General features: G+C 35.4%; 19 protein-coding genes. 9 read left to right on the top strand and 10 right to left on the bottom strand.

The window, feature by feature from the left end; genetic code table 11:
• The first annotated feature begins 17 nt into the window (after nt 1-17).
• On the top strand, nt 18-935 hold the full coding sequence (locus tag E0F91_RS05215; protein WP_165930090.1) for an ISAon1 family transposase: 918 nt from the start codon (nt 18-20) through the stop codon (nt 933-935).
• Nucleotides 936-1078: 143 nt separating this feature from the next.
• Here E0F91_RS05215 and E0F91_RS05220 read toward each other — a convergent pair whose 3' ends face one another.
• The 7 genes from E0F91_RS05220 to E0F91_RS05250 form a co-directional block, all read right to left on the bottom strand.
• Complete coding sequence (locus E0F91_RS05220) at nt 1079-1360, bottom strand: FoF1 ATP synthase subunit delta/epsilon (RefSeq protein WP_132065277.1); 282 nt, start codon at nt 1358-1360, stop codon at nt 1079-1081.
• Between the two features lie 79 nt (nt 1361-1439).
• Complete coding sequence (atpD, locus tag E0F91_RS05225; protein WP_073204939.1) at nt 1440-2951, bottom strand: F0F1 ATP synthase subunit beta; 1512 nt, start codon at nt 2949-2951, stop codon at nt 1440-1442.
• A 257-nt stretch (nt 2952-3208) separates the two neighbouring features.
• Nucleotides 3209-4702, bottom strand: a complete 1494-nt coding sequence (locus tag E0F91_RS05230; protein WP_132065278.1) for an SGNH/GDSL hydrolase family protein — start codon at nt 4700-4702, stop codon at nt 3209-3211.
• A 34-nt stretch (nt 4703-4736) separates the two neighbouring features.
• Complete coding sequence (locus E0F91_RS05235) at nt 4737-7562, bottom strand: TonB-dependent receptor (protein WP_132065279.1); 2826 nt, start codon at nt 7560-7562, stop codon at nt 4737-4739.
• Between the two features lie 375 nt (nt 7563-7937).
• A complete protein-coding gene (glmS, locus tag E0F91_RS05240) occupies nt 7938-9785 on the bottom strand; it encodes a glutamine--fructose-6-phosphate transaminase (isomerizing) (RefSeq protein ID WP_132065280.1) in 1848 nt (615 codons plus the stop codon).
• A gap of 9 nt (nt 9786-9794) precedes the next feature.
• Complete coding sequence (gene bamH, locus E0F91_RS05245) at nt 9795-11462, bottom strand: BamH family beta-barrel-assembly machinery protein (protein WP_132065281.1); 1668 nt, start codon at nt 11460-11462, stop codon at nt 9795-9797.
• A gap of 20 nt (nt 11463-11482) precedes the next feature.
• Nucleotides 11483-12289, bottom strand: coding sequence for a glycogen/starch synthase (locus tag E0F91_RS05250; RefSeq protein WP_132065282.1), 807 nt, complete (start codon nt 12287-12289; stop codon nt 11483-11485).
• Between the two features lie 108 nt (nt 12290-12397).
• Between E0F91_RS05250 and panC the strand changes: the two genes are divergently transcribed.
• The 7 genes from panC to E0F91_RS05285 all read left to right on the top strand — a co-directional run bounded on the left by panC (nt 12398) and on the right by E0F91_RS05285 (nt 19754).
• Nucleotides 12398-13246, top strand: a complete 849-nt coding sequence (gene panC, locus E0F91_RS05255) for a pantoate--beta-alanine ligase (protein WP_132065283.1) — start codon at nt 12398-12400, stop codon at nt 13244-13246.
• 14 nt (nt 13247-13260) lie between these two features.
• Nucleotides 13261-13611, top strand: a complete 351-nt coding sequence (gene panD, locus E0F91_RS05260) for an aspartate 1-decarboxylase (RefSeq protein WP_073352340.1) — start codon at nt 13261-13263, stop codon at nt 13609-13611.
• 222 nt (nt 13612-13833) lie between these two features.
• Nucleotides 13834-14982, top strand: coding sequence for an alpha/beta hydrolase (locus tag E0F91_RS05265; RefSeq protein ID WP_132065284.1), 1149 nt, complete (start codon nt 13834-13836; stop codon nt 14980-14982).
• The gene (gene radA / locus E0F91_RS05270; RefSeq protein WP_132065285.1) at nt 14982-16343 is read left to right on the top strand and encodes a DNA repair protein RadA; all 1362 of its coding nucleotides are present in this window, start codon (nt 14982-14984) and stop codon (nt 16341-16343) included. The genes E0F91_RS05265 and radA overlap by 1 nt, the downstream gene beginning before the upstream one ends.
• A 351-nt stretch (nt 16344-16694) precedes the next feature.
• Nucleotides 16695-17099: a hypothetical protein gene (locus E0F91_RS05275; protein ID WP_243698842.1), complete on the top strand. Its 405-nt coding sequence runs from the start codon at nt 16695-16697 to the stop codon at nt 17097-17099.
• A gap of 43 nt (nt 17100-17142) precedes the next feature.
• Nucleotides 17143-17577 (top strand): hypothetical protein, encoded by a 435-nt coding sequence (locus E0F91_RS05280; RefSeq protein ID WP_132065286.1) that lies wholly within the window; start codon nt 17143-17145, stop codon nt 17575-17577.
• Nucleotides 17578-17786: 209 nt separating this feature from the next.
• Entirely contained in the window at nt 17787-19754 is a 1968-nt protein-coding gene (locus E0F91_RS05285) for a transglycosylase domain-containing protein (RefSeq protein WP_132065287.1), read from the top strand.
• A gap of 146 nt (nt 19755-19900) precedes the next feature.
• On the opposite strand, the gene E0F91_RS05290 is transcribed toward E0F91_RS05285, so the two are convergent.
• The 3 genes from E0F91_RS05290 to E0F91_RS05300 all read right to left on the bottom strand — a co-directional run bounded on the left by E0F91_RS05290 (nt 19901) and on the right by E0F91_RS05300 (nt 23256).
• Nucleotides 19901-20938 (bottom strand): aldo/keto reductase, encoded by a 1038-nt coding sequence (locus E0F91_RS05290; protein ID WP_132065288.1) that lies wholly within the window; start codon nt 20936-20938, stop codon nt 19901-19903.
• Between the two features lie 345 nt (nt 20939-21283).
• Complete coding sequence (locus E0F91_RS05295) at nt 21284-22225, bottom strand: OmpA/MotB family protein (RefSeq protein WP_132065289.1); 942 nt, start codon at nt 22223-22225, stop codon at nt 21284-21286.
• Nucleotides 22226-22494: 269 nt separating this feature from the next.
• On the bottom strand, nt 22495-23256 hold the full coding sequence (locus E0F91_RS05300) for an exodeoxyribonuclease III (protein WP_132065290.1): 762 nt from the start codon (nt 23254-23256) through the stop codon (nt 22495-22497).
• A gap of 202 nt (nt 23257-23458) precedes the next feature.
• On the opposite strand from E0F91_RS05300, the gene E0F91_RS05305 reads away from it, so the two are divergent.
• Nucleotides 23459-25261 carry a GNAT family N-acyltransferase gene (locus E0F91_RS05305; RefSeq protein WP_132065291.1) on the top strand — a complete coding sequence of 601 codons (1803 nt, stop codon included), beginning with the start codon at nt 23459-23461 and terminating at the stop codon, nt 25259-25261.
• Nucleotides 25262-25392 lie beyond the last annotated feature (131 nt).

Below are 25392 nucleotides of genomic sequence, written 5' to 3' on the forward strand. Positions count from 1 at the left end.
CCATTAAGCCTAATTTATTGCAAAGGCATTACAAGAAAAAAGTTAGCGGTTTTGCAGATTGGAATCAGTTTTCTCACGCAGAAGATTATCTGATTTATCCTGAAAATATTGGGGAAAAATTATCCATCGATGAATTAAGTCTTTCTAAAGGAGAGATTTACACATTTGTAACCAACAAAAACGGTAAAGGTAAAAAAGGAACATTGGTTGCTTGTGTAAAAGGAACGAAAAGCCAAGATATCATTGATGTTTTATCCTTAATCCCATTAGAAAAAAGAAAGTCCGTAAGAGAAATAACCCTTGACATGGCAAACAATATGCAGCTGGCATCACGAATGGCATTTCCAGAAGCATCTATTGTAACGGATCGTTTTCACGTTGTAAAATTAGTATTGGAAGCCCTGCAACACTTGAGGATCAAGTACCGATGGGAAGAAATCGAAAAGGAGAACCAAGCCATTAAAATTGCCAGAAACCAAAATGTAAAATACATTCCTACAACTTTTGAAAACGATGATACTCCAAAACAATTACTGGCCAGAAGTCGCTATATAATCGCAAAAAAAGAAAGTCAATGGACAGAAAATCAAAAGCTAAGAGCTAAAATATTGTTCGAGAATTACCCACTTTTGCATAAAGCATACAAGCACACAATGGAGTTTAGGAACATCTATGAATTGACTATAAGGGAAGATGCAAAACAAAAAATGTTGGATTGGATTAGCTATACAAAACTATTGCAATTGACTGTATTCAACACTGTAGCAAACAGTTTAATATATCATCTCGAAACAATTGCGAACTTCTTTATTAACAGGAACACGAATGCTAATGCGGAATCATTCAATGCTAAAATAAAACTTTTTAGAGCCAATCAAAGAGGTGTTATAGATGTAAAATTCTTTCTCTTTAGAATGGGAAAGCTTTTTGCCTAATCCCCAGAATATTTAACTGACCCAGTGGAAATCCTTTTGCTTTTTTCTTTAAAAAGCAAAAGATTGAAACGTATAGCTGGAAATAGCTCCAAAAAAAAAGTCACACATTACTGTATGACTTTTGTTTTTTATTTTGACATGTCTTAATCCACTAAAACAATCACTTTATTGTCTTTCATTTCAATTGTTCCTGAATGGATAGCAAGGGTGTAATTTTGAGCATCTAGTTTAGTAAATTTACCGGCAACCTCTTTTGCAAAAGTAAAGTTAGAAGCTGTAATTTTCACTACACCTTTTCCTAAAATAGAAACAATTGGTGCGTGGTTATTTAAAATCTGAAAGCTTCCATCAACTCCTGGTAATGTAACCGAAGTTACGTCAGCTGAAAATAATTTTGCTTCTGGTGACACTATTTCTAATAACATAATTTTTCAGTTTAAAGCTTAAAAGTTTAAAGTTTAAGGTTACTTGAGAACCTTAAACTTTAAACTTTAAAACTTGTTTTTAAGCTTCCGCTAACATTTTTTCTCCAGCTTCGATAGCTTCTTCAATAGTCCCTTTAAGGTTAAAAGCTGATTCTGGCAAGTGATCTAATTCACCGTCAATAATCATGTTAAATCCTTTGATGGTATCTTTAATGTCAACTAAAACTCCTTTCAATCCTGTAAATTGCTCTGCAACGTGGAACGGTTGAGATAAGAAACGTTGTACACGACGTGCTCTTGAAACGGCTAACTTATCCTCTTCAGATAATTCTTCCATACCAAGGATCGCAATGATATCTTGTAATTGTTTGTATTTTTGTAAAATCTCTTTCACTCTTTGTGCACAATCATAATGCTCATCACCTAAAATTTGAGGAGTAAGAATTCTTGAAGTAGAATCCAATGGATCCACCGCAGGATAAATACCTAATTCCGCAATTTTACGAGATAATACTGTTGTAGCATCTAAGTGAGCAAAAGTTGTAGCCGGAGCTGGATCCGTTAAATCATCCGCAGGCACGTAAACCGCTTGTACAGATGTAATAGACCCTTTGTTTGTCGAAGTAATACGTTCTTGCATAGCACCCATTTCTGTTGCTAATGTTGGTTGGTATCCTACTGCAGAAGGCATACGACCTAAAAGTGCCGAAACCTCAGAACCTGCTTGTGTAAAACGGAAGATGTTATCCACGAAGAACAATACATCTTTTCCTTGATCAGTTCCTGCTCCATCACGGAAATATTCCGCTATAGATAATCCAGAAAGTGCTACACGAGCACGAGCTCCTGGAGGCTCATTCATTTGACCGAAAACGAAAGTAGCTTTTGACTCTCTCATTCCTGGCATATCTACTTTAGATAAATCCCATCCTCCATTTTCCATAGAGTGCATGAATTCATCACCGTATTTTATAATTCCTGACTCTAACATCTCACGAAGTAAGTCATTCCCTTCACGTGTTCTTTCTCCTACTCCTGCGAATACAGAAAGTCCACCGTGACCTTTTGCGATATTATTAATTAACTCTTGGATCAATACTGTTTTACCAACACCTGCACCACCAAACAATCCAATTTTCCCTCCTTTTGAGTAAGGCTCAATTAAATCGATTACTTTAATACCGGTGAATAAAACTTCAGAAGAAGTAGATAAATCTTCGAATTTTGGTGCTTGTCTGTGAATAGACATTCCGTTTTCTCCTGTTTTTGGTAAATTACCTAAACCATCAATGGCATCTCCAATTACATTGAATAGACGACCGTAAACATCGGCACCAATTGGCATCTGGATAGGATTCCCTGTTCCAACTACTTCATAACCTCTGCTCAAACCATCTGTTGAGTCCATCGAAATGGTACGTACTGTATTTTCACCAATGTGAGATTGTACTTCAAGTACCAATAAAGTACCATCTTTTTTTGTGATTTCTAACGAATCATAAATTTTTGGAAGTTCAACATCTTTACCGTTGAAAACTACGTCAACTACTGGTCCAATGATCTGGGCAACTTTTCCTATTACTTTTGACATTACTTATGTGTTTATTAAATAGCTATTTAGGTTTATGAATTAGTACCAATCGAAACGTATCGATTAAATGCCTTTTTCAGAGCGCAAAGATAATTTTTTAAAATAAAAAATCAACACCTTTTACGATAAAAAAAGGATATTTTTAATAGTTCCCATAGAAATGACCAAGAAACGGACAAAAGACAGCAATATCCTTAAAATAAACAACCACCACGTCACAAGACGGGTGGTGGTTTATTTAAAAAAAAGAAGGGTAATTATTGAATTGTCACTGGATATTGAATTCCATATAAACCTAAGTCAACCCCTTTAAGATTTGAACCGTATTTAGCATTAATTGCTTCTATGAATTTATTCGCAATCAAAGCATAACCTCTAGGACTTGGATGAACTCCATCTAGAGAGAATGTACCTCCTGTCACATAAACAGCAGTCATATGAAAATTACCAAAGCGAATTCCGCCATTGTTCAACTGATTCAAAACCGAAGCAGCGTCAACGAAAGCCAACCCATTAGATTCTGCAGCAGCTTTAATTGTTACATTATAAGCATCTGTAGCTACTTTTATCTCCAAAACCTCCGAAGCTGTTAAAACTCTTTCGTCTTGCAAAGGATAAGTAACTCCTACTGTATTAAAAGGAGCAGGAATTCCAGCTTGTGGCGTTCCTATAACAGTTCTAGTAGTCAGTAATATAAAATCTTTATTAGCCACATTTGCACCACCATTAGCATGACGTGCCTGCCCATATAAACTACCCATTAAGCCTGCTTGACCAGCAGGAACTCCAGCAGCTATTAATGCACCAGTAATCTGAGCACTATAATTCACTAGGGCTTCATCTCTTATCAATAGCGGATTTGTAGCCGAAGCGGTTAATGTTTTAATTCTACTACCCGCACCCAAAGCCGTAAGGATTTGTTTTACAGGACCTAACAACTGCGTATTCAACTGTGTTGCTGTAGCTGCATCTAACGGTACTGGATTAAAAGGAACTGTTGTAAAAAACGGAAGATTATTGATATACGGTAAGTTTGCAACTACCCCTTTTCTACCTCCAGTAGCAAGAGCAGTGGCTAGGGCGTTATAAGCCGCATTAAAGGTCCCTGCAGGAGTTATGTCATTTCCTAAAATAGGATCTTGTGACGTTGGCACTCCGCCATTAGTTGCATATCCTAAAACATCATTTCCTCCTATAAATAAGGAGAAAAAAGTTGGGTTTTGATCTGTAGCATCTTTAAGCACACTTGACATTGCCGTTTTTGCAAATCGTCCAAAATAAGGATTTGCTTGACCGTAACCTGCTACTCCTAAATGAATTGCTTTTGCACCCGGAACTCCCATGTTACTGTAATACCCAGAGATACTAGCCCCAAAAACAGTCCCTGAAACACCAGAAACATTTACAGGTCCAGCTCCATTAAAATACAAACGCGTCGGGAATTGAGGGATTTGATTCCCACCAATAGAGAAACCTCCTCTATTGTCCTCTGCCATGAATGGGTTTGTAAAAGCGCCTCCACCAACCAGAGCAAACTGCTCAGCCATGATATTTGGGTAAGAATTTTTTTGACCCGCTTTAAAAAGTGCTCCATCACTATATCCAGCAGCAAACGAATCTCCCAGGGCAACAAATTTAGAAAAATCTGCCGTGCCTGCTGTTAACGGCTCGTCGACAACTACTTCATCGTCGTTATTACATGCTGCGAAGGTTAGCGAAATCAACAACAGCCATTTGAAATTTTTTATCATACTATTTTTTTTAAAATTATTGACGTTTTTAGTTTTATGGGTTGATTGTCCATGAAGCAAACCATTGTTGACCTATAGCACCCGCTCCTATTACCTGAATATAATCCTCTCCACCAATGTTAGTAGCTCCTACCTTAAGCACTGATTTTAATTTTGGAAAACCATAATTAATTTGAGCATCTAGCACTGTATTTTCAGGAACAATTCCATCAGCAAAAGAAGACTGCCATAAATACTCTGTGTTGTATCTCGCATTTATATTGAAACCAAAGTTTTTAAATAAACTAGCATTTCCAATTGAAGCTTTTACTCTGTGCTTAGGAGTATTAAATCCAGCAATAAAACTAGGATCTTCCTCTTGGTTAAAATTAAATTCAGCATAATTATAATTCACTCCCAATTCAAAATCTTTATATACTTTCTTAGATAAACCTACACCAAAACCTAATGAAGTAATTTTTGCAGTTGTATTGGTATAAACTTGATAAACTCTTCTATCACCATTTGCTAATGCTGAAAGTGTAGCTAATGTAGCTGGATTACCAAAGTCAAATGTTGTATTAACATCCCCATAATACGGACTGATTACTCTAGACGTATTCATGAAATCATTGTAAATATTATAATATCCATTTATATCAATTGATAAATCGTTGTTGACAACAGAACGATAACCCAATTCGATTGCCTGTACCTCTTCTGGCTTAACCAATCTAGGATTAGCTGTTTTCAACAAAGCTGCTGCTGCAGGAACATTTGTTGGATTAGCAGCAATGGCAGCACTAAATGCTTGTACCGAAGTTAAAGTATATGAATTATTGTACGCATTTTGACCTGTTAATGTTAAAGTTGCAGGTATACCCAATGTTTGACTAGCGGCACTAACAGCCCTAACCTCTGTAAAACGACCTAAATTCTCTGGAGCAGAACCAATCAAAGCAAACGGTCCTAAGTCAAGTCCAATGTACTGATCTTGTGTTGTAGGATTTCTAAATCCTGTTTGATATGATGCTCTAAAATTATGTCTTTTAGCTTCTCCAGCAGAATATACCAATGATACACGTGGTGAAATGTTTCCATTAAAATTTTGACTTTTATCATAACGAGCTGACCCAGTAAATTTCAAGCGGTCATCCATAAATTTTTTAGTCAATTGCCCGTAAGCACCATACTCGTTATATCGTAAAGGACCATCAAAATCAGTAAAGATTGTTCCTTGAGAATTCATTTCATATTGTCTGAATGAACCTCCTAATTGAATCTCAGCAAATTTCACTAAATCTTTGAAATTATAGTTCACATCGGAATGATAAATTTTTGACTGGTCAATAAACTTCGCCCCTTTGGTTAGATCTGGCTCCGCAATTGCTGCTGCCAAAGCATTTTTGAACTGTATGGAACCCGGCTCAAATCTTGCACTTCCTGTTGGAGTTGGTAAAAAAGGCAACCCAGTTGGTTTAATATTGAAATCGGCATAATTTCTTGCATTCGCAGCTGATTGCTGAGCATTGGTTCCTAATACTGCTCCCGAAAGTTGATATGCAGTAGCATAGTTCGTAAACCATTCTGTATCTGATTTTGCAGCTCTATTAACATTCCAAGCAGCAAAGCGCATATCATAAGAATTTCCTGCATCCTCGTCAGTCACATACCCTCTAACAAAGAAATTTTTTCCTTTGATTTCCAATTTAGATTGCTGCATGAAGAAATCACCCAATGCATATCTATTTGCTCCTTGGTAAATTGTACTACCTAAACCAATCTTATGTTGTAAAATAATTTCAGTCTCCCCTTCCCAAGGCTTAAAATGCAAAGAAAAATCTGCTTTTACGCTTCTTACTTTGTTGTCATTTAAATCTTGCTCACGGTATCCTGTTCTGCTTACTTGACCCACATTAGTTATAAAGGTTGTAACCTCATCCCCATACAAGTTTAATCCGTCATAATTTTGATTATTAGCATGTCCAATAGAACCGCCAGTAACACTTCTTTGATCAGCAGCAATCCATTCCGTAGCTCTCAAAAAATTAAAATTTCCTTTAGCAGCAAAATGCTTACTAAATGCTTTGGCAGCTCTTAATCCAAAATCAAAATAATCATTAGTACCCGCAGCCTGTTGCGTGGTTTGACCATATTTTACATACGTACTGATGCCTTGGTTTGTAAAAGGATTTTTACTGTTCATAAACAAAATACCATTAAAAGCATTTGCACCATAAAGTGCTGAAGATGCTCCCGGAAGTAACTCTACATTAGCAACATCAATATCTGATAGACCAATTAAATTCCCTAATACAAAGTTCAAAGCAGGTGATGAATTATCCATTCCATCAACCAATTGCATAAAACGCGTATTAGCCACTGTAGAAAATCCTCTAGTGTTAATAGACTTGAAGGAAATACTACTTGTATTAAAATGCACTTCTTTAAGATTTTCTAAACCATCATAAAATGTAGGTGCGGTAGTGTTTTTAATTTGTTGAATACCCATTCTTTCAATAGTAACAGGTGACTCAATCACTCTTTCAGGAGTTCTTGAAGCTGAAACCACAATTTCGTCTAGTTTATTCTCTTCATCTAAAAGTGTTACAGCAATTTTTTGATTACTAGAAGAAATAGCAACTTTTTGGGATCGATATCCCACACTTGTAACCTCAATTGTAAAAGGTGGTTTTGCGATAGATTGCAATGTAAATACACCATCTAAATCGGTAATTGTACCTGAAGATTCTCCAACAATCTTAATGTTGGCTCCAGGAATAGGTTGGTTGTTACTATCTGTAACAATACCTGAAATTGAGTTTTGAGCAAAGGTTAGGCTACAAAAAAACAATGACAAAAAAAGTAAATACACTCTCATTGGGTTATAATTTGTTGGTTTATGAAGCCAAAGTACAAATATTTTTGATATTAATAAAAAAGCACCTTAAAAATTTCATATTTATCAGTTAATTTGCCTCATTTACACTTATTCTATATTTGAATTTAATTATTTAATGTTAAAATTTACATCGAAAAAACAGAATATCATTATGCACGCATATAAAAAATACAGATATCACAAAATTATTATTAATTTTTAGATATTTGATAAAAGTGATAAAAACCTAAAAATTTATCATTTTTTTATCGCTACTGTCACTTATCAGTGCTTTACCATGCACTGCAAAAAAAGCATAAAAAAACCCCGAAAGAATATTTCGAGGCTTTATTATGAAAATAGGATACTATAAATTTACTCTACAGTAACTGATTTTGCTAAATTACGAGGTTGATCTACATTACATCCGCGCATAACAGCAATATGATAAGATAAAAGCTGTAAAGGTATTGTCGTAATCAATGGTGATAACGCATCTGATGTTTCTGGGATTTCAATAACGTAGTCCGCTAATTCCCGAACTTGTGTATCTCCCTTGGTTACTACTGCTATGATTTTTCCACTTCTGGACTTAATTTCTTGTATATTACTCACAATTTTATCGTAGTGTCCCTGTTTTGGTGCAATCACAACTACTGGCATGTGCTCATCAATTAATGCAATCGGTCCGTGTTTCATTTCTGCAGCAGGATATCCTTCAGCATGAATATAGGAGATCTCTTTTAATTTCAATGCACCTTCTAGGGCTACAGGAAAATTATATCCTCTCCCTAAATACAAACAATTGGCGGCATCTTTAAAGACAGCAGCTATTTCTTTTGCTCTGTCATTCGTCTCTAAAGCTTCTCTTACTTTTTCAGGAATAATTTCTAATTCTTGCAAATAGCTGTGAAAAACAGAATTCGACAATGTTCCTTTGGCTTTGGCCAAACGCAAAGCAATCATAGTCAATACAGTAATTTGAGTGGTAAAAGCTTTAGTAGAAGCAACCCCAATTTCAGGTCCAGCATGCGTATAAGCACCGGCATGAGTTTCTCTCGAAATAGAAGAACCTACTACATTACAAACTCCAAAAACAAATGCACCATTTTCTTTAGCCAGTTTTATTGCTGCCATCGTATCCGCTGTTTCTCCTGATTGAGAGATAGCAATGACGATGTCTTTACTATTTATAATTGGATTTCTGTATCTAAATTCAGAGGCATATTCTACTTCAACTGGAATTCTAGCAAACTCCTCAAAAACATACTCGGCCACTAAACCAGCATGCCAAGAAGTACCACAGGCAACAATAATAATTCTTTCTGCATTTAAGAATTTTTCTAGATTATCTTCAACTCCTGCCATTTGGATTAATCCTTCATTTGCATGAAGTCTTCCACGGTAAGTATCTTTAATAACACTAGGTTGCTCATAAATTTCTTTCAACATAAAATGATCGTACCCTCCTTTTTCAATTTGCTCCAAATTCATTTGAAGTTCCTGAATCGTAGGATTAACTAAAGAATCATCTTTAATTTTACGTACTTTCATTTGCTTATGCAGCCTAATATTCGCCATTTCACCATCTTCTAGGTAAATAGCATTTGACGTATATTCTATGAATGGCGAGGCATCTGAAGCTATAAAAAACTCTCCTTCTCCTACACCAATTGCCAACGGACTACCTAAACGTGCCGCAACGATTTCGTTGGGATTTTTTTTATCAAAGACAGCAATCGCATAAGCTCCTACAACTTGATTTAAAGCTACTTGAACAGCCTTACCTAATTTAAGTTTGTCTTTTTTCTGAACTTCTTCAATTAGATTTACAAGTACTTCTGTATCTGTATCGGAATGAAAAACATATCCTCTTTTTAATAATTCTGCTTTCAAAGGAGCATAGTTCTCGATAATTCCATTATGAACAATGGCCAAATCTCCTGAATTAGAAAGATGAGGATGTGAGTTTACATCATTTGGAACACCATGAGTGGCCCAACGTGTATGCCCAATTCCAATGCTTCCATTGATTGTAATTTCTTTTGAGGCTCGTTCTTCAAGATCTGATACTTTCCCTTTGGCTTTAGAAACTTTTAAATTTTCACCATCGTACAACATCACACCCGCGCTGTCATAACCTCTATATTCCAGCCTTTTTAATCCCTTAATTACAATAGGATAAGCTTCTCTGTATCCAATATATCCAACGATTCCACACATAGTCTTGGTTTAATTAGGTTTTGTATAATAAATTTCAAGTTTCAATCTCTTCTCCACAGGAACGGTAGATTTTCCGCTATATAAGATAGTTCCTAAAGGATTCATCACCGAAGCTTTTGGCGCCTGAGAAATAAAAGCATTTGGATTTTTTACTTTATAAGATGCTATAATGCCAATGTCCTCCGTAACCACAAGTCCTAGTTTAACATTAGTAGAATCCTTATTATTGATAAGGTTTCGTATCTGATTTGTAATTCTAATTTTATAGGTAACTCCTCGTTTAGTCGTTGCATCCTTTTTGATCATACCGTCAAAAAAAGCTTTGGACTTCTTTGGATTAGTAGTATTTGAAGTAGGATCTAAGGAGTAATCTACTAATGGTCGGCTATTCGTAAAATCATATAGATAAATTCTTTGTGGCTCATTACTAGACGCCATCGCATCGGCATCAATATGAAAGACTAAATTTGCTTCATTTACCAATAACTTTTTACCATCGGCTGGATTTCTTAAATCATCTAATTCATCAGAAACTCCATTAGGACCAGTAAGAACTCCATTTGCATCGTAACCTTTTAAATCTTTAGGATCAAAAAGCTGCAGCACCGCTACGGAACCCTCTCCACCCCTTAGAAATAATTTATCATCTCCGTCTGTTCTATTTCCTGTACTTGGCAAAGCAGCATAAGCAGCACCTGCAGTAGTAAAATCATTATTCAATAAACTAACCGTATTTCCTGTTAAGTTAAGTTCAATAGTCTTTTTCACTCTCGTAGTTGTTGTTACACCAGCAGTGGTAGACACTAAATCTTCATTGTACCTAATTGTAATTTTTCCTGCTCTAAAATTCAACATCGCTAGATTTCCAGCACTGCTTCCTGATTTTTCCATTTTAAAGTAAAGTCCTCTAAAATAATTTTTAAAAACATCATTTGAGGCCAATTTACCGGAATTAACCGCATCAATAATTCTGGTTTTAAAGTAGTTTCTATTTAAATTCAACTTCATACCTGGTGGAGTATAAGCTGTCGATTTGACATTTGTAATTGAATCTGTCGTTACAACAACGTGCTCCTCAGGATTAAAGAAAAATTCCTCATTTTGAGACTTATCTGAACTGTCATTTAAAAGTGTCGCTTTTTTTAAATTGTTAAACTCAGTATTTTGATCTGTAAAATATTTTTGCTGCTGCTGAAAACCGGAATCAGGATCTGAGTCTCTCATGAAATAACCTGATTCATAGATACTCAATTTCATTTTAGCCTTTTCCACGCCGTAAATTGAATCTAGAACATATACGCGGCTCCCATCTGCATTCACTTTAGTTTGCAATGGATCCGTATAATAAGGAATCGTTAAAACAACACTTTCAACATAAGGATTTGAACTGACAACAGTGGTCAAAACCGGAAGAGTCAACTGGGTATTAAAATTCGCAGTGGTTTCTCCAAAGTTTGAATTACTATAAATTCCCAAGGGGTTTACTTCAAGATTATTAGACTGAATTGGCCCCGTTTTTTGATTGTAACCTAAGATGCCGTACGATGCTTTATCGAGATCAAAATTGTTTCCACCGATCAAATCTCCACCAACTTCATTGTAATCTTTATCACATGAATATAAAAATACAACAGTAGCTACTATCAGGATTTTCTTAAAAAAAGAATTATTATACATATTTATTAAAAAAGTTTAATTTAAAGAACCTCGTTTATGTAAAAGTTAGTATACGCTTCTGCGAATGCATCTTTCGGAGCGAAAGATAAAAAAGGTTTTCCTGAAGATTCTATAAATTTTGTTAAACTTGAAGAGAGGTTTTCTGAGGCAATAATGACTGCATCAGAATGCTTTATGGTAGACTTTATAATGTTTTCGTAATCTGGTATTGCCAAATCTTCAATTGCATCAGCGGGAACTCCATCAAATTTTACTTTATTGATCATTTCCACATTCAAAGTTCCTTCAAAGGACTGACTGTAAACAGAAGTAACAATCTTTGTTTCAGAAAACAAGGCTTCATTTTTATAAAAATGCTTCATATAAATAGGCAACATAGCAGCCATCCATCCATGAACATGTATAATATCTGGAACCCAATTGAGTTTTTTAACGGTTTCAACAACTCCTTTAGCAAAGAAAATAGCACGTTCGTCATTGTCAGGATACATCACCCCTTCTTCGTCCGTAAACGTAGCTTTTCTTTTAAAATATTCATCGTTGTCAATAAAGTACACTTGAATTCTCTCTTTTGGGATAGAAGCTACTTTTATAATCAATGGCATATCCAAGTCATTTACTACCAAATTCATCCCCGAAAGTCTAATTACTTCGTGCAATTGGTGTCTTCTCTCATTAATATTTCCATACCTTGGCATAAAAATTCTTATCTGTCCGCCTTGATCATTAATCATTTTTGGAACGTCATAAGACATTAGAGAGACCTCGTTCTCAGCGAGATACGGCACCACTTCAGATGATACATATAATATCCTCTTATCTTTCATATTGTAATTTACTTTATTTATTGGCAATAAAAACCATGCAAAATTACAAAAATTTATGCAGTTATTAACTAAAATAGTAAGTTTGCATTTAATTTTAATAATACTGCCATGCCAATTTTCTACGGAAAAGCATCTTTAATGGACTATTTGAAACCTTTAAAAATAAGCCATTCCACTATTGGATTTGTTCCAACTATGGGTGCTTTACATCAGGGTCATTTGGCTTTAATGCAAAAATCATTGGCGGAAAACACAAATACTGTAGTGAGTATTTTTGTAAATCCTACGCAATTCAACAATCCTGAAGACTTAGCAAAATACCCGAGAACACTGGATAAAGATGTAAAAAAACTGACCAATTTGGATCCAAATATCATCTTGTATGCGCCAACAGTTGAAGATATTTATGACGGAAAACCGGTTTCGGAATCGTTCGATTTTGATGGATTGGAAAACCAAATGGAAGGCAAATTTAGACCCGGACATTTTAATGGTGTGGGAACCATTGTAAAGCGACTTTTTGAGATTATTGAACCTACTAACGCCTATTTTGGCGAGAAAGATTTTCAACAATTGCAAATTGTAAAAAAAATGGTGGCTAAAAACCACTTGAAAGTAAACGTAATTGGCTGTCCTATTTATAGAGAGGCTAATGAACTTGCTATGAGCTCCAGAAACGAGCGTTTATCTGTGCAGGAAAGAGAAGAAGCATCCATTATCTACAAAATTCTTAGCTCCGTAAAAGAGCAATTTTCAAAAAATAGTACCGCTAAAATTTCAGAATGGGTTCAAAAATCATTTGACAACAATCCCAATTTCACTTTAGAATATTTCACCATTGCTGATGAAGCAACGCTTTTATCATGCAGTCGAAAAAATAAAAATAAAAAATACCGCGCTTTCATAGCCGTATTAGTCAACAATATTCGTTTAATTGACACCATTTCACTAAATTAATTTACTTTTGTAGCATGCAAATTCAAGTATTAAAATCAAAAATTCACCGCGTTAAGGTAACCGGCGCCGATTTAAATTACATCGGATCCATCACTATTGACGAATCATTGTTAGAAGCTTCAAATATTATTGAAGGCGAAAAAGTTTCCATTGTAAACATCAACAACGGAGAACGTTTTGAAACCTATGCTATCAAAGGCGAAAAAAATTCAGGAACCATTACACTTAATGGTCCTGCAGCTAGAAAAGTTCAAAAAGACGATATCATCATCATCATTTCCTACGCAACTCTAGATTTCGAAGAAGCGAAAACCTTCAAACCATGGGTTATTTTTCCAAATGAAAATGACAATTCGTTGACTTAATTTCTATTCGAATAAATCCAACAACATTTTGTAGCCACTGATTCTCTGATTTTTGCATTTTAAATCCGAGAATTAGTGGCTATTTTTTAAACGTTAGTTCGGTCCTTGAGATCAAAGCGCAATTGTACTATTTACCGATATTCATTTTCAATTAAAAACAATAATGTTTATATTGCCTGCGCTTATTTAGAGTATTATGTACTTTCTAAAATAAACCAAATCATGAAAAAACTAATACTCTTACTACTCTTTTCTATTTCCGTATTTTCACAAAAATCTGTGATTGCTTTCGATTCTCAAGTGCTTGGTGAAAGCAGAGAAATAACCATTGGACTCCCACCTTCTTTTGAAAAAAATCCAAATAAAAAATACCCTATTCTCGTTTTATTGGATGGCGATTATCTTTTTGAACCTTTCTACGGTGCCTTAAATTATGGATCCTATTGGGATGATTTACCGGAAACCATCATTGTTGGCGTTAGCCAAAACAAAAACAACGAACGATTTGACGACTGCAATTATGACGAAGCTGATGGTGTTCCTTCTGGAAAAGGCGCTAAATTTTTCGAATTCATTGGAGCAGAGTTGTTGCCATACATCGAGAAAAAATATCCTGTTGCCCCTTTCCGCATCATCGCCGGTCATGACACGACTGCGGGATTTTTGAATTTTTTTCTGTACAAAGACAATCCTATTTTTAATGCCTACATTTCATTGAGTCCAGAACTGGCTCCAGATATGGAAAACCGAATTCCAGAGCAACTTTCAAAACTAAAACAACCTGTTTTTTATTATCAATCCAATGGTGATGGCGATGTAAAGAAACTGCAAGCCTCTATCAAAAAATTAGACACAAATATAAAACTGATTACTAATCCGTTACTAAATTACAAGTTTGATACTTTCAAAGGTGCATCTCATTATTCACTGGTTCTGTATTCGATTCCAAATGCTTTGTACCAATTTTTCGATACGTATAAACCCATTTCTTCAACTGAATATTCGGAGAAAATTGTCATTCTTCAATCAGGATATGTGGATTATTTGACCAATAAATATGAGGTTTTATCTAAAAATTTAGGTTTAAAAATACCCATTCGCGTCAACGATTTCAAAGCCATTGAAGCTGCAATTCTTAAGAACAAAGCCTATTCAGAACTGGATAAACTAGCAGAGATTGCCAATAAAAACTACCCAAAATCAATGCTTGGAGATTACGAATTGGGATTGATGTATGAAAAAACAGGTGACCTGAAAAAAGCAGCAAAACGATATCAAACCGCTTCGCAATTAGAAGAAATTGGTGACCTTACAAAAAACATGATGATGGAGAAATATGATGATATGATCAGTCAAACACCAAAAAGATAATGTCAAAAGTAAAAACAACTTTTTTTTGCCAAAACTGTGGCGCACAATATGCCAAATGGCAAGGACAATGCAATTCCTGTAAAGAATGGAATACGATTGCGGAAGAGATTATACAAAAACAAGAAAAAATAGCTTGGAAAAGCGAATCAGCAGCAACTAGTAAAGCACCAAAACCGTTACGAATAAACGAAATTGATTCGGCTCAGGAAATCCGAATGGACACCACTGACGCCGAACTGAATCGCGTATTAGGAGGCGGAATCGTTCCCGGTTCATTGATCCTTTTGGGTGGCGAACCCGGAATTGGAAAAAGCACGCTATTGCTTCAAATATCCTTAAAATTACCTTACAAAACTTTATATGTTTCCGGTGAGGAAAGTCAGAAACAAATAAAAATGCGTGCCGAAAGAATCACGCCAAGCGGAGACAATTGTTATATTCTCACGGAAACCAAAACACAAAACATCTTCAAACAAATTGAAGCTATACAACCGGAAATCGTGATTATCGATTCCATTCAAACCTTGCATACGGATTATATTGAATCTACTCCGGGAAGTATTTCTCAAATACGGGAAACCACAGCCGAACTGATCAAATTTGCCAAAGAAACCAATATTCCCGTGATTCTGATTGGTCACATCACCAAAGACGGAAACATCGCCGGACCAAAAATCCTAGAACACATGGTGGACACCGTTTTGCAATTTGAAGGCGATAGAAATCACGTGTATCGCATTTTACGTTCGTTAAAAAACCGATTCGGTTCTACTGCCGAAATTGGTATTTATGAAATGTTAGGCAATGGTTTGAGAGAAGTTTCAAATCCATCGGAAATATTGATTTCACATAAAAATGAGGAATTATCCGGAACTGCAATTGCCTCCACATTAGAAGGCATGCGCCCTTTGATGATTGAAATTCAAGCCTTGGTAAGCACAGCAGTGTACGGAACTCCGCAACGCAGCACCACGGGTTACAATGCCAAAAGATTAAACATGATTTTGGCAGTATTAGAAAAAAGAGCTGGTTTTAGGCTTGGCGCCAAAGATGTATTCCTGAATATAACTGGTGGAATTTCAGTAGATGATCCGGCGATAGATTTGGCTGTTGTTGCTGCCATTTTATCTTCGAATGAAGATATTGCAGTCAATAAAGATTTTTGTTTTGCTGGTGAAGTTGGACTTTCAGGCGAAATTCGTCCGGTAAACCGCGTGGACCAACGTATTCAAGAAGCCGAGAAATTAGGTTTTTCGACCATTTTTGTATCCAAATACAATAAAATTGCGTTGAAAAATACCGGAATCCAAATTCGCTTAGTGGCGAAAATCGAAGATGTTGCCAGCGAGTTGTTTGGATAGCTCAAAACATTAAATTTCTTAAGTAAACCACCAAGAACTCATATTTCATGGTGGTTTATTTATTTAACTAAAATACCTTAGAATTTAATTCATTACAGTTGACTACATAATTTGGCCATTAATGATAAAACTTAAAAAAACTCCATCAAATACAACTTCTTTTAAACGTAACATTAAAGTTACTATCTAAAACGATCTTCTCTCGAATTTTACGAATAGGTATTCAGACTCCCCATTTACACTAAAAAAGTAAACTTTTCATAATGGCTTAAATCATTTATAGATTGAATATCATTTTCGTATAATTATTTTTCGTAACTTTATGTTTAACAATACATTACGAAAATAAAAATGAAACCATCACACCAAACTATGACTCATTTATACGAACACTTAGGCAAAGTTTTCTATACTATTGCGGCCATAGACAAAACCATTCGTAAAGAAGAAATCGACCAACTGAAACAAATTATAAAAACAGAATGGCTTCCGCTGGAAAATAGTTTCAATGAATTTGGCGACGACACTGCGTATGAAATCGAAATTGTTTTTGACTGGCTTGTCGCCAATGAATGGGAATTGGAACAAGTGATTCCCGACTTTAAAATTTTCAAAGAAGAACATCAACACTTGTTTACATCAGAAATGAATGCTTTAATTCTAAAAACCGCCAACGCAATAGCTTCTTCTTTTTCAGGAAAAAATAAATCAGAACACGTTTTAATAAGTCAACTAAGCGCAATTCTTTTGCAATAATACAGCATCAAACACTCTACTTTAATTTTAAAATAGCAAAGACATGAAAAGACAAACTGGCATTTGGATAGATTCTTCAAAAGCAATAATTGTTGCTCTTGATGGTGATACAGAAAAAATTACCGAAATAGATTCTGAGGTTGAAAACAGTGTACATCATAATGACGAAGGCAATAAAGGAACTTTCTCAGGAGTTCATCATGGCAATAGTGATAAAAAATTTGACGAACGAAAAAAACAAGCGCTGGATTACTTTATAAAATCAGTTCTTTCGTATGTTAAAAAATCGGATGAACTTATTGTTTTTGGTCCAGCGCAAACCAAAACTAAACTGGAACAAAAATTAATCACGGATCATTTAATTGAACCCGGAAAACTTAAAGCAGTAGAAACAGCAGATAAAATGACCTTAAACCAGATTGTGGAAAAAGTTCGAAGGTTCTACAATCCACACGAATATAAAGTACCAAAGCTATAAAGCTCATTTAACGGCTCTACAACAATTTAGAAACTACAAGACTTTGTGTTTGTAGTTTTTTTGTGTTTACAATTGAACGAAATTAAATTAACCATCAAAATTCTAAAGAAAACTATAAAAAACTTTCCTTTAGTATTATTTTGCTTTTCTTTATAGACGAGATTCTAAACTCCATTTATTTTAGATTTTATCAAGTATCCAAATCATTTATGAGAACCGGAAAACAAAAATTAATCCTTGCTGCGAAAATACTTTTTGTATTATTTGTACTAATGATTATTGCTTTTTACATATTTCGCGATGCCGTTTTACAACAAACCATCGCTAAGGTCTCACACGAAATGGAAGTCGATTACAACAGCACTTTTACGATAAAAAAAGCTTCTTTTGACGGGTTATCAGGATTGAATCTTACCGAAATAATACTAGTTCCTAAAAATGCAGACACGCTGTTTAAAATTCAAAAACTAAAAACCAGTGTCAATTTATGGCAGCTGCTATCTGGCGATGTGCAACTGGGAACTTTAGAAGTCCAGAACGGTTTTGTACAGTTAGTAAAAAAAGGAAAAGTAAGAAATTTTGATGCTTTTCTAAAAAAAGACAATCAAACAGAAATACGCGATGAGAAAAAAGATTACGCGAAGTTTACCTATAGAATCATCTCAAAAGCACTGAATTTAGTACCAACGGATATGATTCTGGACAATCTTTCTTTCCGACTCGATGATAATGGGAAAAAAGCAACCATCAATTTTCAAAAACTGCGATTGGTCAACAAACAACTAGAAACTTCGATAAAAGTGCAAACCAATACCATTTCACAACGTTGGAGAATTAAAGGATTTGCCGATCCAAGAAATAAAAAAGCGGATATTCGTTTCGCCAATATTGATACGGGTGCCATCCAGATGCCTTATTTAGACGAGCGTTTCAACCTAAAATCCAGCTTTGATTCCATCCGATTGAATATTCAAAACATAGATAGAGATGGTGATGAATTGCATATTGATGGCTTTATGGCTATTACCAATTTAAAACTCAACCACCCAAAAATCGCTAGTAAAGATGTATTATTAAAAAACGCCAAATTCGATTACCGCTTTTTACTAGGATCTGATTTTATTTCTATTGACAGCAGCTCAACGGTTCAGTTGAATAAGATAAAATTTCATCCCTACTTGGCTTACGAAACAGAGAAAGATACCATTTATAAATTCAAAGTAAACCTACCAAAAATGAAAGCGCAGGATTTTATTACCTCGCTTCCTGACGGATTATTTACCCATTTTCAGGGAATGGAAGCCACTGGAACTTTTGATTATAAATTGGATTTTGCTTTCAACCAAAACAAACCCAATCAGCTGGTTTTTGACAGTAAATTGAAGAAAGAAAACCTAAGAATTACAAAATACGGCGAAGCCAATCTAAACAAACTTAATGGCGAATTTATGTATCGGGCTTTAATCAACAATGTGTTTCAACGAGGTGTTTTGGTAGGAAATGCGAATCCAAACTACACGCCTTTGGACCAAATTTCGCCCTATTTACAAAAATCGGTTTTGACAACCGAAGATCCCTCTTTCTTTAGTCATAGAGGATTTATTAACGAAGCTTTCAAGCAATCTATCGTCAAAAACATTCGGACCAAAAAATTTGCACGCGGTGCCAGTACCATTAGCATGCAATTAGTGAAAAATGCTTTCCTGAGTCGGGAAAAAACAGTATCTCGCAAACTGGAAGAAATTCTATTGGTTTACATTTTGGAAAACAACCGAATTGTGAGCAAGGAACGCATGCTCGAAGTGTATTTTAATATCATCGAATGGGGTCCAAATGTGTATGGAATTGGTGAAGCAAGTCAGTTTTATTTCCAAAAAACACCTGCAGAATTATCGCTGAACGAATGTTTGTATCTTGCCAGAATTATCCCGAGTCCTAAGAAATTCATGTATCAGATTAACGATCAAGGGATGTTGAAAGATTTTGCGATAAAACAGGAATCATTCTTGACCAGCATCATGCTTCGAAGAGGACTTTTGACACCAGAAGACACTATTTACAAGTCGTTACCTATATTAATTTCAGGACCTGCCAAATCTTTTATCAAATTCAAAGTACAAGATTCAACGCAAATAAAGGTGGATTCCTTAGCCGTTGATGACGAATTTGATCTTTAATGGCACAGCTTTAACCACAAAGTTCACGAAGAAGTCGCCAAGTTCACAAGGTTTAAATTTGCTATTATATTGTCATTCAGACAAAGGAGGAATCCCACACAATGAGATTTCTCCTTTATCGGTATGACAAAAAATGGTTTTTTAATTTACGGTGCCGGATCAGGAATAACAGTTTGAACTTCATCAATCGCTTTTAGAATATCCTCTGAAAGTGACACTTTAATTGTATCTATATTTTCTTTTAATTGTTCCAAAGTTGTAGCGCCAATAATCGTGCTGGTTACAAACGGTTGCTGTTCTATAAATGCCAAAGACAACTCTGTCAAAGTGAGTCCATTCTTCTTGGCGATTTCCTGATACAATCTTGTAGCTTCAGTACTTTGTGCGCTGTTGTATCTGGAATACTGAGGAAACAACTTAATTCTGGCATTTGGATGAACTTCACCAGTAAGGAATTTACCGGACAAAACCCCAAAAGCCATCGGCGAATACGCCAATAAACCTACATTTTCTCTCAAACAAACTTCGGCAGAACCGTTTTCAAAAAGTCTATTCAATAATGAATACGGATTTTGAATCGTTTTCACTCGTGGCAAATCATTGTATTTGCTTTCCTCTAGAAAACGCATAATTCCCCAAGGATTTTCATTTGAAAGTCCGATATTTTTAATTTTTCCTTCTTTGACAAAACTGTCTAATGTTTCTAACACATCATGAATATTGTCTTTCCAAGCATCATCCTGGACTTTGAAACCGCGTTGGCCAAAATAATTCGTTTTGCGTTCTGGCCAGTGCAACTGGTACACATCCAGATAATCCGTTTGAAGGCGTTGTAAACTTTTATCCAATGCAAACTTGATGCTAGCTGGTGAAAAATCTAATTGCTCTCTCATGTAGCCAAAATTCGGATTGGGTCCGGCAATTTTAGAAGCCAAAACTATTTGTTCTCTCTTTCCAGTTTTTTTCAACCAAGTTCCAATGATTTTCTCGGTGCTCCCATAGGTCTCCTGACGCGCTGGCACCGAGTACATTTCGGCAGTATCAAAGAAATTGACTCCATTTTCTAAAGCATAATCCATTTGGGCATGACCATCAGCTTCTGTATTTTGTTGGCCAAAAGTCATGGTTCCAAGGCAGATTTTGCTGACTTTTATATCAGTATTTGGTAAAGTTGTGTATTTCATTTTTAAGGAAATTGTATTTTATTTTCGAAAACAAAGATAAAATTAGTTTGTTGTTTAGATTTACAGTTAACAGAAAATTGAGAAACGTTTACAAAATATAACCGCGAATTCGCAAATTAAAAAGCTCCATTCCAAAGATAAAATTAGCGAATTAGCGGTAAAAGAAAAGGTTTTTTTAAACTATTAAGAAATTAAGATTCGATAAGAATTACGCTTAATCTTCCTAATTCCTTAATGTTTAAACTCATAAAACTGGACGTTGTTTTATAAAATATCTCGTAGAAAATAAAAAAAGGTTCAAAGCATACACTCTGAACCTTTGCCTCTTTGAAACTTTGCTTCTTTTTAATTTATTTCATTCAACATTTCGGCGATTTCATCTAATCTTGGCGTAAGAATGATTTCTATTCTACGGTTTTTAGCTTTTCCATCAGCGTTTGCATTGCTTGTCAAAGGCGAAAATTCTCCTCTTCCAGCAGCCGTTAAGTTTTCTTTGTTGATTTTTTTGTTCTCACTCAAAATAGCCACTATTGCCGTAGCTCTTTTGGTCGATAAATCCCAGTTATCCGCAATTGGACCTGAAGCCGTGAAGGCATCATCATCTGTATGACCTTCAATAAGAACAGCTATTTCTGGGTTGTCACCCAAAACTTTACCTAATTCTATAACTGCTTTTTTCCCTTCGGAACCTACCGCCCAACTTCCAGAATTGAAAAGTAGTTTGTTCTCCATAGAAACATACACTTTGCCATTTTTTTGTTCCACGGTCAACCCTTTTCCTTCAAAACTATTTAAAGCATTAGACAAGGTCTCTTTTAGTTTTTTCATGCTGGCTTCTTTGGCAGCAATCAAATCCTCTAATTCTTGCAAACGTTGTGCGCTTTTGCTCAATCGCTCTTGTTCTACTGCCAATGCTTTTCCTTTTTCGTCTAATTGTTCCAGCAAATCACGGTTTTTCTTCATGTTGCTTTGCAAAGCATCTCCACTATTTTTTTCTAAAGCAGCATACGAATCTTGTAAGACTTTGAATTTATTTTGAGCCGCGGCATAATCTGCTTTCAACTTATCTAGTTCTGATTTAGACTTGCTTAAATCCGTTTTCAAACCATCACGATCTAATTCTAATTGGTTTTTAGCTTTTAACAAATCGGCATTTTCATCTGCTAAACTTCTGTTTTCTTTTTTGGAATCGGTGTATTTACTTTCTAAGTCATTGTATATTTTCTTGGACACACAGGAAGTTGAAAGTGCCAATACTACTAATCCGATGGAAACTTTTTTAATCATTTTGTTTGTATTTATGTTGTTTCTAATGTTGTTTTGAAAACAAAAACTCAAATTGTATTCGGATCCCCTAGCCCCGATTGAAACGGAAATCCTTGTTGTTTTGAAAACAAAAACTCAAATTGTATTCGGATCCCCTAGCCCCGATTGAAACGGAAATCCTTGTTGTTTTTGCTGCCAAAAACAAGAAGATTGCAGAGTAAAGCGGGACACGAGCGAAGCGAACTGACGAAGTAAATAGCTCCAGATTGCTTCATTCCTCGCAATAACTTTTACTCTAATTCCACTAAAATTGGGCAATGATCCGAATGCACTGCATCTGATAAAATAACGGCTCTTTTTAATTTATGTTTTAAAGAATCACTAACTAAATTATAATCAATGCGCCAGCCTTTGTTGTTTCCTCTGGCTCCGGCGCGGTAACTCCACCATGTATATTGGTGAGGCTCACTGTTAAAATGTCGAAAACTATCTACAAATCCAGATTTCATAAATCCGTCAAGCCAAGTTCTTTCTTGCGGCAAAAACCCGGAAACGTTTTTGTTTCGGATAGGATCGTGAATGTCGATTGCCTCGTGGCAAATGTTGTAATCACCACAAATAATCAGGTTTGGCGTTTCTTTTTTAAGTTCGTTAATGTAGTTTTGAAAATCATCCATAAACGTAAATTTATGGTCCAATCGATCAATATTTGTCCCCGATGGCAAGTACAAACTCATCACTGAAAAATCATCAAAATCAGCACGAAGGTTCCTTCCTTCAAAATCCATGTGGTGAATTCCGGTGCCATGTGCAACACTATTAGGTTTGACTTTAGAAAGAATCGCTACACCACTATACCCTTTTTTGGTTGCTGAATAGTAATATTGGTAGGGATATCCGGCTTTTGTAATATCGTCTACTGGAATTTGGTCTTCGGTTGCTTTAATTTCCTGAAGGCAAATAATATCCGGATTTGCATGCTGCAACCAGTCTATAAATCCTTTAGAAATAGCGGCCCTGATTCCGTTGACGTTGTATGAAATAATTCTCATTGAATATTTTTTTGAAATTCTTCCGAAAAAATTATTTTTACCTGCCGTTGTCAGGAACCCACTTTTTTATTTTATCGGAAAAAATTATATTGTTTGTATGTGGGTTTCAAATGTAACAAAAAAGTAGAAGTTTGATTCATAAAAATAGAGAAAATGGAGTTTTTTGCTATCTTTGTTTCTTGCTCTAAAAAAGAAAAAATACATGGGTTTAGTAACCGCGAAAGAAGTTGCAAAAGCAATAAATGTTGACAAATACGGAGTCCTTGGAACTTTTTCCGGATGGATGTTGATGAAGTTGCTAAAAATCTCTACTTTAAACAAAGTATACGACAGGAATAAACATTTAACGGAAGTTGATTTCTTGAATGGCATACTAGATGATTTACAAATAAAATTCGAAATCCCGGAAGAAGATCTAAAACGCTTACCAAAAGAAGGTGCTTATATTACCATTTCAAATCATCCATTAGGAGGAATAGATGGTGTTTTGCTGTTGAAATTAATGCTAGAGAGAGAACCTAATTTCAAAATTATTGCTAATTTTCTTTTGCATCGTATTGCCCCGCTCAAGAAATACATCATGCCTGTAAATCCTTTTGAAAATCACAAAGATACTAAGTCAAGTGTGGTAGGATTAAAAGAAACATTTCGCCATTTAAGTGATGGAAAGCCGCTAGGCATGTTTCCAGCCGGAGAAGTTTCTACTTATAAAGATGGAAAACTGATGGTAGATAAACCTTGGGAAGAAGGCGCTATCAAAGTCATTAGAAAGGCCCAAGTTCCTGTTGTCCCGATTTATTTTCATGCAAAAAACAGCCGATTATTTTATTTGCTTTCTAAAATAAGCGGCACTTTTAGAACGGCAAAACTACCTTCTGAGGTGTTTAGTCAAAAACACCGTGTAATCAAAGTGCGTATTGGTAAAGCCATTTCAGTAAGTGAGCAAAACGAACATACAACACTGGAAGAATATTCAGAATTTTTAAGAAAAAAAACCTACATGCTGGCAAATCCTTTTGAAAAAGAAAGCCCTTTTTTGCCAACGCCTACTTTAAAAATCCCTAAAAGTCCAAAGACTATTGTAACTGCAGCTAGTCAAGATAAAATGACCAAAGAGGTAGATGCTTTACGAAGTACCGATTGTAGGCTTTTACAGAGTAAAAATTACGAAGTATTTCTTGCTGAAGCACATGTAATTCCGAATATCCTCCATGAAATAGGTCGTTTACGAGAGATTACTTTTCGTGAAGTGGGCGAAGGAACAAATGAATCCATTGATTTAGACCAGCACGATCAATATTACCATCATCTTTTTTTATGGGACAATGAAGCCAATAAAATTGCTGGTGCATATCGAATGGGATTGGGTTCAGAAATTTATCCAAAATATGGAATAAATGGTTTCTACCTCAACGATTTGTTCCGATTTGAACCAGAATTACATGATATGATGCACAAATCTATAGAAATGGGAAGAGCTTTTATCATCAAAGAATACCAACAGAAACCAATGCCGCTTTTCTTGCTTTGGAAAGGAATTATGCACACGACTTTACGTTATCCAGAACACAAATTTTTACTGGGAGGCGTAAGTATCAGCAATCAATTTTCAGATTTTTCTAAATCGTTGATGATTGAATTCATGAAGTCCAATTATTACGACCCCTACATTGCACAATACATTCACCCAAAGAAAGCATATAAGGTAAAACTGAAAGACGCCGATAAGGATTTCATTTTTAATGAAACTGAAGCTGATTTGAATAAGTTTGATAAAATTATTGATGAATTAGAACCAGGCAGTTTGCGTTTGCCAGTTTTGATAAAAAAATACATCAAACAAAATGCAAAAGTGGTCGCTTTTAATGTGGATCCGCTGTTTAACAATGCCGTTGATGGATTGATGTATATCCGAATTGCTGATATTCCAGAAAGCACTATGAAACCTGTGATGGAAGAGTTTCAAGCGGAACTCGAGCGAAAATTAGCTGATAAAGAAGATTGATTTCAGAATTATAGGACATAGTTGCCGCGATCAACACGTTCTAACTTCGTCCTTTTTAGCCACAGATTGAGCGGATGAAACGGATTTTCATAGATTATTAAATCCGTTTTTATTGATTCAGATCCGCGGCG

It is taken from the genome of Flavobacterium sandaracinum (genome assembly GCF_004349135.1).
GTDB classification, from domain to species: domain Bacteria; phylum Bacteroidota; class Bacteroidia; order Flavobacteriales; family Flavobacteriaceae; genus Flavobacterium; species Flavobacterium sandaracinum.

Bases quoted from the DNA above. Each gene is read 5' to 3' on its own strand.
- E0F91_RS05230 (WP_132065278.1), bottom strand. From the start codon at position 4,702: ATGATAAAAAATTTCAAATGGCTGTTGTTGATTTCGCTAACCTTCGCA.
- panC (WP_132065283.1), top strand. From the start codon at position 12,398: ATGCCAATTTTCTACGGAAAAGCATCTTTAATGGACTATTTGAAACCT.
- E0F91_RS05220 (WP_132065277.1), bottom strand. From the start codon at position 1,360: ATGTTATTAGAAATAGTGTCACCAGAAGCAAAATTATTTTCAGCTGAC.
- E0F91_RS05305 (WP_132065291.1), top strand. From the start codon at position 23,459: ATGGGTTTAGTAACCGCGAAAGAAGTTGCAAAAGCAATAAATGTTGAC.
- E0F91_RS05250 (WP_132065282.1), bottom strand. From the start codon at position 12,289: ATGAAAGATAAGAGGATATTATATGTATCATCTGAAGTGGTGCCGTAT.
- E0F91_RS05290 (WP_132065288.1), bottom strand. From the start codon at position 20,938: ATGAAATACACAACTTTACCAAATACTGATATAAAAGTCAGCAAAATC.
- E0F91_RS05285 (WP_132065287.1), top strand. From the start codon at position 17,787: ATGAGAACCGGAAAACAAAAATTAATCCTTGCTGCGAAAATACTTTTT.
- E0F91_RS05235 (WP_132065279.1), bottom strand. From the start codon at position 7,562: ATGAGAGTGTATTTACTTTTTTTGTCATTGTTTTTTTGTAGCCTAACC.
- E0F91_RS05275 (WP_243698842.1), top strand. From the start codon at position 16,695: ATGAAACCATCACACCAAACTATGACTCATTTATACGAACACTTAGGC.
- atpD (WP_073204939.1), bottom strand. From the start codon at position 2,951: ATGTCAAAAGTAATAGGAAAAGTTGCCCAGATCATTGGACCAGTAGTT.
- radA (WP_132065285.1), top strand. From the start codon at position 14,982: ATGTCAAAAGTAAAAACAACTTTTTTTTGCCAAAACTGTGGCGCACAA.
- bamH (WP_132065281.1), bottom strand. From the start codon at position 11,462: ATGTATAATAATTCTTTTTTTAAGAAAATCCTGATAGTAGCTACTGTT.
- glmS (WP_132065280.1), bottom strand. From the start codon at position 9,785: ATGTGTGGAATCGTTGGATATATTGGATACAGAGAAGCTTATCCTATT.
- E0F91_RS05300 (WP_132065290.1), bottom strand. From the start codon at position 23,256: ATGAGAATTATTTCATACAACGTCAACGGAATCAGGGCCGCTATTTCT.
- E0F91_RS05280 (WP_132065286.1), top strand. From the start codon at position 17,143: ATGAAAAGACAAACTGGCATTTGGATAGATTCTTCAAAAGCAATAATT.
- panD (WP_073352340.1), top strand. From the start codon at position 13,261: ATGCAAATTCAAGTATTAAAATCAAAAATTCACCGCGTTAAGGTAACC.
- E0F91_RS05265 (WP_132065284.1), top strand. From the start codon at position 13,834: ATGAAAAAACTAATACTCTTACTACTCTTTTCTATTTCCGTATTTTCA.
- E0F91_RS05295 (WP_132065289.1), bottom strand. From the start codon at position 22,225: ATGATTAAAAAAGTTTCCATCGGATTAGTAGTATTGGCACTTTCAACT.